The sequence below is a fragment of the Phormidium sp. FACHB-1136 genome (assembly GCF_014697375.1).
Taxonomy (GTDB): domain Bacteria; phylum Cyanobacteriota; class Cyanobacteriia; order Phormidesmidales; family Phormidesmidaceae; genus Nodosilinea.
In genome coordinates, this window is the sequence record NZ_JACJRS010000126.1 from 1 (window position 1) to 14,714 (window position 14,714).

A 14,714-nucleotide genomic window follows, 5' to 3' on the forward strand; every position below is an offset into this window, starting at 1 on the left:
CTCATGACACGATGTGGCAAGCACCCGCCTGTTCACTGCCACTCCCCGCCACCCCTGAGGCCGCAACGGCCTAGCAGGATGAGCTTGACAAAGAAGATAATCGCTACGTTACCGATAGGCTACATTCCCATGATGCAGTAGCCGGAATCGACGTAGAGGATTTGTCCGGTGAGGCCGCTGGAGAGGTCGCTACAGAGGAAGGCGGCGGTGTTGCCCACTTCGGTTTGGGTGACGGTGCGGCGCAGGGGGGCGATTTCTTCGACGTGGTGGATCATATCTAAAATTCCGCCCACGGCGGAGGAGGCCAGGGTGCGGATGGGGCCAGCGGAAATGCCGTTCACTCGGATGTTGTTGGGGCCAAGCTCCGAGGCCAGGTAGCGCACGTTCATTTCCAAAGCAGCCTTAGCGATACCCATGACGTTGTAGTTGGGCACCACGCGCACGCCGCCCAAATAGCTGAGGGTGACGATGCTACCGCCCTCGGTCATCAGGGGTTTGGCTCCACGGGCGAGGGTAATTAAGGAGTAGGAACTGACATCCAGGGCCAGTTGGTAGCCCTCTTTGGAGGTGTTGCTGAAGTCGCCGGAGAGGTCATCGCGGTTGGCGAAGGCGAGGCAATGGATGAGGATATCTAGCTTGCCCCATTCTTGGCCGATGGTGCTGAAAACTTCGGAAACCTGGGCTTCGTCCTGAACGTTGCAGGGCAGAAACAGACTGGGATTGAGGGGATCCACCAGATCCTTCACCTTGCCCTCCATCTTGCCCTTTTCGTCGGGTAGGTAGGTGATGCCGAGGTTGGCCCCGGCGGCATGGAGCTGCTGGGCAATGCCCCAGGCGATGGATCGGTTGTTGGCAATGCCCGTTACCAGGGCGTTTTTCCCAGTCAGGTCTAGCATGGTTCTTTGTTGTGATTCGCATCTTGGAGTCTACGGGAAATTGGTACCCGTGGGTAGGGGATGGGCCGATAGAATAGATGGGCTTGGTAGATGAAATATCTGTTGTTTAAGCGCTCATCAGCCCTCACCCTAAATCCCTCTCCCAACTTGGGAGAGGGACTTTGAGGATCTTTCCGGTTCCCCTCTCCTCCCTGGGAGAGGGGCTAGGGGTGAGGGCTCCCCAGGACTTGGCAAACGACCCAAGTCTTCGTCTTTAGTGATGTCTAGAACCTGAACCCATGGAAGTTATCCCCGCCATTGATTTGTTGGAAGGCCGTTGTGTGCGTCTGTATCAGGGCGACTATGCCCAGTCGGAGGTGTTTGACGATAACCCGGTGGCAGTGGCGCGGCAGTGGGAGGAACAGGGGGCGACGCGGCTGCATTTAGTGGATTTGGATGGGGCGAAGTCCGGCAAGCCGGAGAACTGGCAGGCGATTGAGGCCATCACGCGGGCGGTGAGTATGCCCGTAGAGGTGGGCGGTGGCCTGCGGGATCGAGATCGCGTCAAAGCCCTATTTGACTTGGGGGTGCGCTACGCCATTTTGGGCACGGCGGCGATTGAGAATCCTGATTTGGTGAGCGATCTGAGTGCTGAATACCCTGGCCAGATTATCGTCGGCATCGATGCCAAGGACGGCAAAGTAGCCACACGGGGCTGGCTAGACATTTCCGAAGTGGAGGCCGTTGACCTAGCCCAACAAATGGAGCAACGGGGAGCCGCCGCCGTCATCTACACCGACATTAAGCGCGACGGCACCCTCAAAGGCCCCAATATGGACGCTCTCCGCACCATGGCCGAGGCGGTGACGATGCCCGTGATTGCCTCTGGCGGGGTGGGTGCCCTGCGGGATTTGCTGGCGCTGCTGGCGCTGGAACCCGTGGGCGTGAAGGGCGTCATCGTCGGTCGTGCCATCTACACGGGCGATGTGAACCTAAAAGAAGCCATCCGGGCGGTGGGCAATGGCCGTTGGCAGGATGTGCCGCCAAACCTAGGCGATTCGGCCTGGGGGTAAGGCACTCTCGCTCACCGACGGATTCCATTCCTTCGGCAGCAAGTTGGGCGGATAGCCTGTCCCCCATGGCGTAGGCCAAAGCCTTTAGGGTAAGATGCAGTCCCCTGTATCCCTGCGAGTTTGACCTATGGCACCCCAGCGCGTTTTTTCCGGTACCCCTTGGGAAACAGCCGTGGGCTATTGCCGTGCGCTGCGGGTGGGGGCACAGATTTCGGTCTCCGGAACGGCTCCCAGCGATGGCCAGGGCGGCACCTATGCACCGGGAGATGGTTATGCCCAAACCCACCGCTGTTTGGCCATTATTGAAGACGCCCTAGGGGATCTGGGGGCAAGCTTGGCCGATGTGGTGCGTACCCGCCTGTATGTAACCGATTTGGATCAGTGGGAGGCCATCGCCAAGGCCCATCAGGAGCGGTTTGGCGATCATCCTCCAGTGAGCACCCTGGTGAAGGTGGCGGGGCTGATTAACCCAGATATGGTGATTGAAATTGAGGCTGAGGCCTATTGTGAACCCGCTGCTCTGGCCTCTCCACCGGAGGCTCCAGCCATGACCCGCCGCGCTATCTTTGGACGGCCTATCCAGCCCAACACCTACCCCTATGGCAGCACCTACCCACCCACCACCGCCCAAGACCTGGACGAAGGCTGCTTAGACTAATGGGGGCAGGGCGAATGGAGGTTAGGGTGAACACGGGTTAGGAGGATTTGTCTGCGTTACGGCGTCATACTATAGCTGTAGCCATTTTGATTGAGACACGTTCGGGCTGAGCCTGTCGTTGGCTTAGCCTCTCCGAAGGAGAAAGCCCATCACCCAGTCTAAAACCATACCCTTCGACAAGCTCAGGGCGAACGCACTGTCCTTGTCCTAACAAATTTGGCTGTAGCTATAAATCCGGTTCGTTTACCCCCAGTATCATCCGTGGGCAAGGAGACCTTGCCCCTACCGTTTGTTGGGTCGGGAATCGGGGTTTCCTAATTCGTTTCCTAATTCGGATTTGGGGTCGCGATTCTAAACGTCCTTACCTCCTGTTCGGCGGGGCAGGTAAAAGTCATGGGGGCTTGGGTTTTAGGATGGGTGAAGGTGATCCGATGGGCCTGGAGCCAATAGCCCAGATCCCCTGGCACCGGGAGAGCCCGTCCGGCAGGGAGGTCGGACAGTTGAGGTTGCCCACCTGCGCCATAGAGGGGATCGCCCAGTAGGGGATAGCCCGCCGCCGCCAGGTGAATCCGAATTTGGTGGGGGCGTCCGGTGCGAATCGTGACCTCCACCAGGTTGGCGATGGGGGAACGCTGGATCACCCTCCCTTGACTGAGGGCAAAGCGACCCTGGGGCGTGGCGGCATAGACCTGGCCCAACCAGGGATGATCCACCGGGCCGATGGGGGTCGTGAGGGTGAAGGAGTCAGACAAGTTCCCCGGTGCGACGAGGGCGCGATAGGTTTTGACAATGTGGTGGGGCGCGTTGGGATCTGGGGCTGTGGCGGTGTCCTGCCGCAGTTGGTGGCTCAACACCGAGCGAGCAAGGGGAGATCGGGCCAGCAGCATGAGGCCAGAGGTGCCCCGCCCCAAGCGGTGGATGGGGGTGGGAGTTTGATTTGGGTAGTGCCGCTGCAACTGATGCAGTAGGGTATGGGTGAGAAAGGCTCCCCCCGGCAGCACAGGCAACCCACTGGGTTTGACGATTACCAGTAGATCGGCATCTTCGTAGATGACCTCGAAGGTGAGGGGTACCGGAGGTTCGGCCCAGGGCGGACGGTGGTACTCCAGTCGATCCCCCGCAACCAGGATCGCATCCGCCCGAATCACCGCTCCGTTGCGATAAATCTGCCCTGTCGCCAGCCGTTTTGCCCATTCCTCCCGACTGGAATGGCGATAGCGTTTGGCGTAGTAGGTCAATAGCGAAACCCCAGCTTGGGCTACCCCAATGGCGTCTTGGTAGACCCAACCCTGATTCACCGCAGGCTCCTGACCTGCCGCAGGGTTCCCCCCGTTACCCGCCGTTTTCAGCGATTCCAGCGATTCCAGCGATTCCAAGGCTTGCACCGTGCGATGGGAGACTAGCCCGATAGCCCTGCCCGACTGGGGTATTGGCGCAGCAGGGAGAAAAACTGCTGGCTATTAAAACTGCGGGGATCCATCCGGCTGTTGGATCGGTCTACAGCTTGGTGAGTGGTAATGCGGTTATCGGGGATGGTGGTTTGGGCCAGCAGCCAAGCCAGGGAGGTGTATTGGGCCGGGGTATAGCCGCTGTGACTGCGGCGGTTGTTCATGCCGTCACCGGGGGTTTCGAGGGAAACGTGGTAGGCAAAATTATTCACCGAGGGGGGAAAGTTGGGATTAGTGCGGACGGTTTCGGGGCCATTGGGGCCGTTGAACACCGAGTTACCCGCGCCAAAGGCCCGTTTCTCTGGCGGCACAATGTAATAGATGGTGCCATCGCGGCCAATCAGGGCGTGGTAGCTGATCTGGTCAGCATCACGGGGGTGGTAAGTCCGAAAGAGATTGATGGCGCTCTGGGCCGAGCCTACCGTTTCGTGGAGGACAGCAATGAAGTCATGGGTGACGGGGTTGCCATTGGCATCGGTGGCGAACCGATCCCCATAGTTGCTTGGATCGGCGAGGGCCATCACCTGGCGCGGAGTGGCCTGGACCAAGAGGATATCCTCGGCTGGTTTAAAGTCTGTGGGGCCAGCCTCCAGGGCTTTGCGGGGTTCTAGATCCTGAACCAAGGGCAGCGGGGGCAACCCCATCACCGACGACAGGGGTTGTAGGGGAACCGTAGCCTGGGCCGGACGATGAGCCCAACCCGTAGCGATCACCAGCGCAATACTCAACAGCCCAATAATCCAGCGGCGAGTCATGGCAAGCAACGTCCTTTTGTCCTAGGTGATGGGGCAAGGAAAATCCACATTGACTATAGCGCTGGCTTAGCTCTTTGGGAAATCGCTGTGGCCATTGCCCTAAAACCGCCCAAGGCGCTGGCTGAGATTGCGACGGGTGGTGGGATACCCCTGAAACGCCTCTGATGGGCTGACCCCATAGACCGTCAAATCCCTCTGGGGAGGGGCTGGGGGGAGGGCCATGGCCGTTTGTCAGACAACCGGGCAATGGCCTAGATCTGTTTAGTCAGTTTAGTCTGCCATTAATCTGGGGCAGGACTCTCTGGATGTTAAGCTAATCACGCCTCTGGTAAGGATTTCAGGTTTTGAAGGAGGGATCGTTTACCCTTCGAGGTTCAGACCTCTCTGTAATTTGACGGTTGTGCCCCTGGGGAATGTACGAAAACGCCAAATACGAAAACGCCAAAGAGGAATCAACCGAAATCACCGCCTTTTATCACAGGGCATAGCGCAGCTTATGGCACGAGAGAGGTATGGGGGTGAGTTGTGAACCTAAATCATTATTTTTTAACCTTAGTAACTAATCGTTCCTTGCCCAATGGAGTGCCTGGGCATTGGCGCTACTATAGGCAAGTTACCGATGCTCCTCAAGTACCTTTTACCTAGTTTTAATTGAATAAATGTCGTCGTCACTACGCTTTATGGATGTTGAGGTTGCCCTGGGGATTGTCAAAAAAATTCTCGCTCCCCAGCAGTTAAGCTACGTTGAAGAACTGGTTTTTGTGCGTACCTGGCAAGATCAGTTGTACCGTGAAATGGCTATCGAAACGGGCTATGAGGAGGGCTACTTAAAAGATATCGGATCCCGTTTGTGGCAAACCCTATCCCAGCGTCTCGGTTACCCCGTTAGCAAAAAAAGGCTGCGATTTATCCTAGCGGAAGTGGCCAACCAGCCGGAGGGAATCCGAAAGGGGGCGGTGTCTACGATGGTGCCCAAGGCGGAGGAGGGTCGGCTGGAGTTTCCAGGATCGCCCCTGCCTTTCGAGTCGGCCTGGTATGTGGATCGCCCTCCCCTGGAAGAGATGGCCAGTGCAGCCCTACAACAGTCGGGTAGCCTGCTCCGCCTTAAGGGTGCCTGGGGCATGGGCAAAACCTCGTTGATCAACCAACTGCTTGGGCGGGCGCAACAGTTGGGGATGGCATCGGCCCTGGTGGATATGCGGCAGGCCGATGCCATCCTCTTTGAGGATTTTGATGCTTTTTTGCGCTGGTTTTGCTGGGTCATTAGCCAAAAGCTCAACCTCAACCTCAAGGTGAGTGACCATTGGTTTTCCGGTGCGGGTAGCAAGCTCAGTTGTACCACCTTCATCCAAGACCAAGTGCTCAGCCGTATCGATACCCCCCTCGTGCTAGCCATCGATACCCTGCACCACTTGGCGGAGCATCCCCCCATCGCCAGCAACTTTTTCGCCATGCTGCGATCCTGGTACGAGCAGGCTCGGTCTAGCCCGGAGTGGGGCAAGTTGCGGCTGGTGATGGCCTACGCCGCCGAGATCGATCTGCCCCTACAAACCCATCAGTCGCCTTTTAATGTGGGTCTGCCCCTTGATCTGCCCCTCTTCACCCCCAACCAAGTCAGCGACCTCGTCCATCGCCACCGCCTCGACGACGTTGGCCTCAACAACGCGGATGTCTCGGCCCTGGTGGCACGGGTGGGCGGGCATCCCTACCTGCTGCAATTGGCCTTCTATTGGCTTCAGTCGGGCCATTTAACCGTGCAGCAATTGGTAGACCAAGCCGCCTCCGATGAGGGCATCTACCGCGAGTATTTGCATCGGCTATGGCTGATTTTTCAGCAGTCTCCCGATCTACAATCGGCTTGGCAGCAGGTACTTGCCACCCAAGATCCCGTACTCCTCGCTGCGCCCCTAGCCCATCGGTTGGAGGCCATGGGGTTGGTACATATTGAGGGGGGGCGGGCCAAGGTTCGGTGTGCCCTATGTCGCGATTATTTCACGGCCCTCTATGCTGACCTTTAGGCTGGCCTTGAGTTTTTTGAGCCCCCTTTTTGAGCCTCCCTCAGATCCGCTGCCCTCGGTTCGTCAATCCCCAGAAGACCAACGCTTGTTCCCTTTCTGGATCGAGATGTGGCCCATGCTCCCCCTATCTCCTGCGCGACGTGACCGTTCGTCCTTTGCGATACCCCTATCAGGTCGGTGGTAGCCTTGCTGCCGATGCCGAGACCTACGTGGTGCGGGCCGCTGACCAACAACTTTGGGAGGGGCTGCTGGCAGGGGAGTTTTGCTATGTGTTCAATGCCCGCCAGATGGGCAAATCCAGCCTGAGAACGCGGATCCGTCAGCGCCTAGAGTCGGCGGGCCATCGCTGTGCCTACCTGGATATGACCGAACTAGGCAGTGACCAGGTTTCCCTGGAACAGTGGTATCGGGGGGTGATGGTGGTGCTGCTGCGGGAACTGCGCCTGCTGGGCCAGATTGACATCAACGCCCGTTGGCAAGCCTGGGACGCCCTGCCTATGGTGCAGCAGTTGCGGCTGTTGATGGATGAGATCGTTGATCGTCTGCCCCAAGGACGGCTATTTATTTTGGTGGACGAAATCGACAGCGTTCTCAGTCTGGATTTTCCCGCTAACGACTTCTTTGCCTTCATCCGCGCCTGCCACGAACAGCGGGTGCACCAGGCCGACTATGGCCGTCTCACCTGGGGTTTGTTTGGCGTTACCACCCCCTCGGATCTCATTCGCGACCCCCAGCGCACCCCCTTCAACGTTGGCCGCGCCATTGATCTCCAGGATTTTGCCCTGGCGGAAAGTCAGCCCCTTTTAGCGGGGTTTGGGCCGCAGGTGATGCACCCAGAGGCGCTATTGGCCGAAATTCTCCACTGGACGGGGGGCCAGCCCTTCCTCACCCAAAAACTCTGTCAGCGGGTGACGGCCTTAGCCCAAGCCAGCCCGTTAGTAACGTTATCCATTTCCCCAGGAGACGAGAAAGCCTGGGTCGAGCAGCTTGTCCTCAGTTCCGTCATCGACCACTGGGAGAGCCAGGACAACCCCGAACACCTCCGTACCATTCGAGATCGGCTGCTCTATGACGAACAACGTGCCCCCCGGCTGCTGGCCCTCTACCAGCGGGTGCTCACCCAGGGGCAGGTGCCCTTCGACGGTAGCTCGCCCCAGCGGGAACTGCTGCTATCGGGGCTGGTGGCCCAGGTGGAGGGCACCCTGCGGGTGAAAAATCCCATTTATCGGGCGGTGTTTTCCGAAGCCTGGATTCAAACCCAGTTGGATAATTTGCGCCCCTACGCCCAAGCCCTCAACGCCTGGGCGGCCTCTGGCTATGCCGACGAGTCGCGGCTGCTGCGCGGGGAAGCCCTGCGACAGGTGTTGGATTGGGCCAAGCCCCAAAGTCGGCGGCTGGGGGATTTAGACTACCGCTTTTTCCAGGCCAGCCAGGAGGCGGAGCAGCGACGGATTCAGCAAAAGCTAGACAACGAACGGCTCCAGGCGGAAAACCAAAGTCTACGGCAGACCCGTCAAGTGGCTCAACTCAAAACGGTGTTGTTGGGGGTGGTTTCTACGGCCCTGGTGGGTGCCCTGGGCCTGAGCTGGATCACCTGGCAGCAGTACCAGTGGAGTCAACTGGGGGAGGTGAAGGCGCTGACATCCTCCTCCCAGGGGCAGTTCGCCTCCCATCAGCAGTTGAATGCCATGGTGGAAGCGCTGCGGGCCTACCGCGCCCTGGGGCGGGTGCGATCCCCTGGATCAGACCTGCGCGATGGGGTGAATGCCGTGCTGAACCAAACCGTCTTTGGCAGCAATGAAAGCAATCGCCTGACGGGGCACCGGGGGGGCGTGCTGACGGTGGACATCAGCCCCGATGGCCAGTGGATCGCCACGGGCAGCAACGACAAAACCGTGATTCTGTGGGCCAAGGATGGTCGCCTTGCCCATCGCCTAGCGCACCAAAATACCGTGCATCGGGTGGCCTTCACCGCCGATTCCCAGCGGGTTGTCACCGGGAGCCTAGACGGCACCGTGCAGGTGTGGGATTTAGAAGGTCGTCCGGTGCAGCGCATCCAGGCGCACAACCAGCCCGTGTGGGGGGTGGGCACCAGCCCCGATGGCCAGTGGATCGCCTCGGCGGGGGGAGATCGCACCGTGAAGCTGTGGCGCACCGATGGCACCCTGGCCCAAACTCTGCCCACCACCACCATTCCCTGGAACGTGGTATTTAGTGCCGATAGTCAAATGATGGTGGCAGCGGTGGTAGATGGTACGGTGCAGCGCTGGCAAATCAATGGGGAACCGCTGCCGCCCCTGGTGGGGCATCAAGCCGAGGTGTGGGATGTGGATTTTTGCCCCGGTCGCGATCAGATTGTGTCCGCCAGTTCCGACCAAACGGTGAAGGTATGGGATAGGAATGGTCAGCTTGTGCAGACCCTCACCCCGCCGGAACCTGCGCCCCTGCTGGGGGTGGCCTGTAGCGACAATGGCGCGTTTATCGCCGCCAGCGGCAAGGATGGCAAGGCCCATATCTGGCAGAGCGATGGCACCTTTATTCGCACGGTGCGCGGTCATCGGGCCACCATTCGCGACGCCGCCCTGGGGCCAGATGGCACCTTTGCCGCCTCCGCCAGCGACGACGGCACCGTGCGGATCTGGCAGCGCAACCTTTACCTGATGCGAGAACTTCCAGGCCACACCGATACCATTTGGTCGCTGGCCATCAGCCCCGATGGCCACACCTTTGCCTCCATGGGATCCGCTGGAGAAGTGCGGATCTGGCGGGATTTAGAACGGTTGCATAACCTGTCCTTTGACCCCAGGGCAGGCACCTTTGACCCCACGGGTAGCCTCCTGTTCACCGCCAGCACCTCAGGCTTGCACCGCATCGCCATCAATCAGGCCACCCTCCCCGAAACCCCACCCCCCTGGCAACCGGATCAAACCCTAGGCAGCGGCTTTGGGCTGGCTTTGTCTGCGCCGCCTAGCTCAGATCAAGCCTCCTTCACGTTGGCCGTGGGCACCGATGATGGCACGATTCAAATCCGCGATACTACGGGGACGATGCTGACCCGGTTTAAGGCCCATAGTTCCCGCATTTGGCAACTGGCCTTTAGCCCTCAAGTGCCGATCCTAGCCTCCGCCAGCGAGGAGGGCACCGTGAAACTGTGGCGCACCGACGGCACCCTGGTCCGCACTCCCATCACCGATGCCGGAGCCGTCTGGGGGGTAGCCTGGAGTCCCGATGGCCAACGCCTAGCCGCCACCAGCCTAGACGACACCCTCTACCTCTGGGCCTACCCCGATGGCCCGCTCCAGAAAATTCCCGGCCAAAGCGACGGCCTAACGCGGGTCGCCTTCAGCCCAGATGGCCACATTATGGCCACTGGAGGTGTTGATGGATCCGTTAAGCTGTGGAACCGAGATGGCACCCTTCGCACCATCCTCCCTGGCCATCGCAGCATTGTCACCAGCCTCACCTTTAGCCCCGATGGCCATCGCCTCTATTCTGGGAGCGACAATGGTCAACTGATCGTTTGGGATATTCAGCAAATCATGGCCCTCGACCCAGTGGCCTATGCCTGCGACTGGGTGAGCGATTATCTTCGTCATGGTGAAGATCTCAGTCCCCAAGATCGCCGCCTCTGCGACCCCTAGCGCCCCTGTATGGTTGCCTGCCAAGACTCCCTCGGCTAAGACTCCGTAGAGCTAGGGTTGGCGGTAACGGCGGATTGGCCAATCCGAGGTTCTGTCCCTGCCAAGAGGCGCTGAATATTGCCCCGGTGGCGCAAAATCACATAGCCGCCGCCGAGAATAGCCACCAGGATATAGGCCAGGGGTTGTCCAGTCACTACCATCAGAATCACCGCCGCCAGCGCCGCCAGCATCGACCCCAAGGATACAATGCGACTGAGGGCGAGGGTAAGGCCAAACACCCCTAGGGCACCTAGGGCCACGGGCCAAGCCATCGCCAGCAACACGCCCAAGCCCGACGCCACGGACTTACCTCCCGTGAAGCCCAGCCACACCGAGCGGCTGTGACCCAATAGCACCATCAACCCCGCCAGCATATCCACCCAGGGCTGGGCCAAAACCAAGCCATCGCCACCGAAACGGGCCAGCAGCAACGGAAAAAGCCACTGGGCCATCCACACGGCGGCACTACCCTTCAGCAAATCCACGACGAACACCACCAACGCAGGGCCTTTGCCCACAGTACGCAGCACGTTGGTGGCCCCGGTGCCGCCGGAACCATAGTCTCGAATATCCATGCCCTTCAGGGCTTTGACCAAGAGGTAGCCCGTGGGGAACGATCCCAGCAGGTAGGCCAAAACTAAGATGACCAACAGCGCCACAATTGCCAATGCTCTACGCCCTTCAACCGTTCATCAGTAACAGTTTAGGGCGAATCGATCCCCCTAGCCCCCCTTAGTAAGGGGGGAACTGGAGTTAAAGTCCCCCTTACTAAACTAAAGGGGGAATCGAAGTTAAAGTCCCCCTTACTAAGGGGGAACCGGAGTTAAAGTCCCCCTTACTAAGGGGGATTTAGGGGGATCTCCCAGGACTTGCGCCATGAAACCAAGCGGCGTATCCCTAGTAGGGGGAGGGCTAGAGTAGGGCGGGGGCAGAGCGCAGGGACTCTAGATCAATCTGCTGGAGTTGGGCGTAGGCGTTGTCGATGGTGCGTTGGCCGCGCAGAAATCCGGTGTTGGCGGCGGGGCAGAGGTGAGCCAGGGTCTCTGGGCTAAAGCGGGTTTTGAGGGCTTCCACTTGGCGCAGGTGGCGGGGCCAATGGAAGGTTTTGGAAAAGCGCAGGGGTGCGGGCTGGCCTTGGCGGTTTGGCAGCAGATGCCGTCCGGTAAACAGTACGCCGCCGTAGCGTTCACAATACACACAGGCGGAACCGGGGGAGTAGCCCGGAGTCCACAGGGCTTCGATTTGAGGGGTAAACCTAAAGTTTTGTTGAAAGGTGGTGGTAGGAGTATCGGGCAGCAGATAGGCTTCCTGCTCTTGGATCACCACCTCGCAGCCGAGGTGTTTTTGCAGGGCTGCTGCCTTGCCGATGGCGGTTCTGTGGGTGATTACCAGCCACCGCACACCGCCCTGTTCGGTTAGAAATTGCTGAGTGGTTTCGTCCCAGGGGGGAGTATCGACTAGGAGATTTTGCGGAGATCCCTTGGAGTCGTTATCTACAATAAAGTAGGCGGTTCCTCCCAGGGTGTCTCGGTTGGGCGCGAAGGCGTAGAGGGTTTCAAATACAGAACGCGGCGGTTTGGATGCCGTAGACAATGGGGAGAGGGCCATAGGACGCGATAGGATTTGACTCGATGGCGGTTGCAGGGGCCGCAGGATATCGGTAATTGCGGTATCAACGTTGTGATACCAGGATGCTGATTTTAGCGGTTGTTGAGTCCCTTCCCCAAATCCTAACGCGGCTTTACCGCCCCCTTGCCCTAGGTCACCAGTTCCCGATAGATCACACCCTGAAGATCACTCTCCGTATAGATCAGTTGCCCCTACTGTGAACGGGTTGCTCCCTACTGTGAATGGTTAATTGTCCATGCTTGTGTTTTGGGTTTTGTTGCTGCTGCTAGGTCTGTTCACCTTTGCCACGGTTCAGCAAAGTGTGGGATCCATCACCCGCACCCCCGTGTGGCTGCTGTGGCTGGTGATGATGATGCCTGCCCTGGTGTTGGCGGGTTGGGCGCTGGTTCAAGGCCCAGAAAAACCGCTGCCCCTAGGGGTGTTGTTGGGGCTGTTTGTGCTATGCCCGCTGCTCTATTGGGGGTTGGTGCAATGGGGCCGCAAACCCTTGGGGTCTGGGTCTCCTGCCGCCGCCCCGTCCCAATCCTTGGCGGAATCCTCGGCGGAATCTCCATCCCCCGCCGCCCCATCCAAGCCGCCCCTGCGCCCTATTGACAAAGAGGAAGAATCTGCCCTGCAAGGCTGTTTTCCCTGGTCGGTCTACTACTTGCAGAACATTGAATACCTGCCCCAGGCGATGATCTGTCGGGGGCAACTGCGCACCTCCCCCACCGAAGCCTACGAGACGGTGAAGGAGAATGTGCGGCGGCAATTTGGCGACCGCTTTTTGGTGATTTTCCAGGAGGGAATGCAGGGAAAGCCCGTTTTTGCCCTGGTACCCAATCCCCAAATCCAGGCCCAAGCCCAAGGAAAATCCAAAGCCCTGACTAAACCGGGCCTTGCCCTAGGGCTGTTAACCATAACGCTACTCACCACCACCTCTGCCGGGGCCAGACTCCTGGGCCTCACCGAAGCTCAACAACAGGCCGATCCCAGCCTGATTTGGCAGGGGTTGCCCTACGCCCTCGCCCTGATGGTGATTCTGGGTTGCCACGAAATGGGCCACTACCTCACCGCCCGTCGCTACCGCATGGACGCCACTCTGCCCTACTTCATCCCCTTTCCCTTTTTCCTGGGTACCTTTGGGGCCTTCATTCAGTTGCGATCTCCGGTGCCCCATCGGCGGGCCTTGTTTGATGTGGGCATTGCTGGCCCTTTGGCAGGCTTGGTCGTCACCCTGCCGCTGCTGATCTGGGGTTTGACCCAATCCACCGTGGTACCCATTCCCGAAAGCGGGTCTAGCCTCCTCAGCTTCGAGGCCGTTAATCCCACGGCCTCGGTGTTGCTGGCCCTGTTCATTAAGCTCACCCTAGGTGCCCAGGTGGGGCTAGAACAGGCCGTTCACCTTCATCCCGTAGCCATCGCCGGATGCCTGGGCCTGGTGGTCACCGCCCTTAACCTGATGCCCGTGGGACAGCTCGACGGTGGCCACATTGTCCATGCCATGTATGGCCAGCGCACCGGGGCAATCATCGGCCAAGTGGCGCGGCTGTTGGTGTTAATGCTGGCCTTCGTGCATTCTGAACTACTGATCTGGGCGATTTTGCTGTTCTTCATTCCAGTGGTCGATCAACCCGCCCTCAACGACATCAGCGAACTCGACAGCCGCCGCGACCTCCTGGGTCTTTTTGCCCTGGCCCTGCTGGTGCTGATCGTGCTGCCCCTCCCTGGCCCCTTAGCCCGACTACTGTTTTAGGTTCAGTCGATCACAAACTTGGTTTACTGTCCTGATCTCGGCCCACCCTTGCGGGAAGCAAGCTACACCCTAAACCCCTCTCCCAGGTTGAGAGAGGGACTTTGACGAATTTCCGGCTCCCCTCTCCATTCTGGGAGAGGCAGGGTGGTTTCATACCAATAAAGAAAAAATGTGATGGATCCGGTTGGCCCAATCTCTGAGGGCTTGGGGCACGGTTCGCCAGCCTTGTCGTCGGGCCAGGGTAATGGCAAAGGTGTTGAAAATACTCCAGGTGACGGGGGCATGGCCGCCCCGGCGGGGCGGGTCATCCTCCTCAAAGGTGACATCTTTGACCCAGTGCAAGCCGTTCTCAATCTGCCAATGCTGTTGACTGGCGTGGAGGAGGTCAGTGGCCGTCCAGGGGGCGCTGCCGAGGGAGTAGACCGTTTCGGAAAAGGGTTTCTGGTCGCGTTCGCCGCAGCGGTGAACCACCCCGACCCAGGCGAGACCGGGCCACTGGGCCTGCAACGCCGGGGTGGGTGGGAAGACCTGGGCCTGTCGTTGAACGGAGCGACCATGGGAGGTATCCACCTCGGTGGCCTCGTCCTGCGGGGGGACGGTGGTGGCGATGCCCTCAATGGCGGCGTGGGCGTGGGGGCGATTGCCTTTGACGGGTAACAGATAGTGCTGGTTGGCCGCCACGATGGTCTGCACGGTCGTTGCGGTGGTGTGCAAGGCATCCAAGCTGAGGGTCTGGCCCGGGGGCAACTGGGGTAAGACCTCGGTCATCAGGGCTTGGGCGACATGAATCTCACTGGCCTTGGCATTCTCCATCCGCCGCAGATGGATCACCCCCAGATGACG

At 59.4% G+C, this 14,714-nt stretch carries 12 protein-coding genes; 5 read left to right on the forward strand and 7 right to left on the reverse strand.

The genetic code is table 11. From position 1 onward, the window contains the following. Positions 1-119: 119 nt before the first annotated feature. Positions 120-896 carry an enoyl-ACP reductase FabI gene (gene fabI / locus H6G62_RS23610; protein WP_190499776.1) on the reverse strand — a complete coding sequence of 259 codons (777 nt, stop codon included), beginning with the start codon at positions 894-896 and terminating at the stop codon, positions 120-122. A 278-nt stretch (positions 897-1,174) separates the two neighbouring features. On the opposite strand from fabI, the gene hisA reads away from it, so the two are divergent. Together hisA and H6G62_RS23620 are read left to right on the forward strand one after the other, a co-directional pair. Next, entirely contained in the window at positions 1,175-1,948 is a 774-nt protein-coding gene (gene hisA, locus H6G62_RS23615) for a 1-(5-phosphoribosyl)-5-[(5-phosphoribosylamino)methylideneamino]imidazole-4-carboxamide isomerase (RefSeq protein WP_190499778.1), read from the forward strand. A gap of 127 nt (positions 1,949-2,075) precedes the next feature. Beyond that, positions 2,076-2,606, forward strand: a complete 531-nt coding sequence (locus tag H6G62_RS23620) for a RidA family protein (RefSeq protein ID WP_190499780.1) — start codon at positions 2,076-2,078, stop codon at positions 2,604-2,606. Positions 2,607-2,932: 326 nt separating this feature from the next. Here H6G62_RS23620 and H6G62_RS23625 read toward each other — a convergent pair whose 3' ends face one another. From H6G62_RS23625 to H6G62_RS28435, 3 genes are all read right to left on the reverse strand, one after another. Further along, on the reverse strand, positions 2,933-3,982 hold the full coding sequence (locus H6G62_RS23625) for an RluA family pseudouridine synthase (RefSeq protein WP_242052247.1): 1,050 nt from the start codon (positions 3,980-3,982) through the stop codon (positions 2,933-2,935). Positions 3,983-4,005: 23 nt separating this feature from the next. Next, positions 4,006-4,809, reverse strand: a complete 804-nt coding sequence (locus H6G62_RS23630) for a peptidoglycan recognition family protein (protein WP_190499782.1) — start codon at positions 4,807-4,809, stop codon at positions 4,006-4,008. Between the two features lie 99 nt (positions 4,810-4,908). Then, positions 4,909-5,031: a hypothetical protein gene (locus tag H6G62_RS28435; protein ID WP_277883055.1), complete on the reverse strand. Its 123-nt coding sequence runs from the start codon at positions 5,029-5,031 to the stop codon at positions 4,909-4,911. Positions 5,032-5,468: 437 nt separating this feature from the next. Between H6G62_RS28435 and H6G62_RS23635 the strand changes: the two genes are divergently transcribed. Both H6G62_RS23635 and H6G62_RS23640 read left to right on the forward strand, forming a co-directional pair. After that, positions 5,469-6,827: an AAA-like domain-containing protein gene (locus H6G62_RS23635; RefSeq protein WP_190499784.1), complete on the forward strand. Its 1,359-nt coding sequence runs from the start codon at positions 5,469-5,471 to the stop codon at positions 6,825-6,827. Positions 6,828-6,967: 140 nt separating this feature from the next. Then, a complete protein-coding gene (locus H6G62_RS23640) occupies positions 6,968-10,468 on the forward strand; it encodes an AAA-like domain-containing protein (protein ID WP_190499786.1) in 3,501 nt (1,166 codons plus the stop codon). A gap of 35 nt (positions 10,469-10,503) precedes the next feature. On the opposite strand, the gene plsY is transcribed toward H6G62_RS23640, so the two are convergent. Both plsY and H6G62_RS23650 read right to left on the reverse strand, forming a co-directional pair. Continuing rightward, entirely contained in the window at positions 10,504-11,175 is a 672-nt protein-coding gene (gene plsY / locus H6G62_RS23645; RefSeq protein ID WP_190499788.1) for a glycerol-3-phosphate 1-O-acyltransferase PlsY, read from the reverse strand. 244 nt (positions 11,176-11,419) lie between these two features. Then, the gene (locus H6G62_RS23650; protein WP_190499790.1) at positions 11,420-12,115 is read right to left on the reverse strand and encodes an MBL fold metallo-hydrolase; all 696 of its coding nucleotides are present in this window, start codon (positions 12,113-12,115) and stop codon (positions 11,420-11,422) included. A gap of 256 nt (positions 12,116-12,371) precedes the next feature. Between H6G62_RS23650 and H6G62_RS23655 the strand changes: the two genes are divergently transcribed. Next, positions 12,372-13,871, forward strand: a complete 1,500-nt coding sequence (locus tag H6G62_RS23655) for a site-2 protease family protein (protein WP_190499792.1) — start codon at positions 12,372-12,374, stop codon at positions 13,869-13,871. 150 nt (positions 13,872-14,021) lie between these two features. Here the strand turns inward: H6G62_RS23655 and H6G62_RS23660 are convergent. Then, positions 14,022-14,714, reverse strand: a 693-nt coding sequence (locus H6G62_RS23660; RefSeq protein ID WP_190499794.1) for an ISAs1 family transposase, incomplete at its 5' end; no start/stop codon positions are given.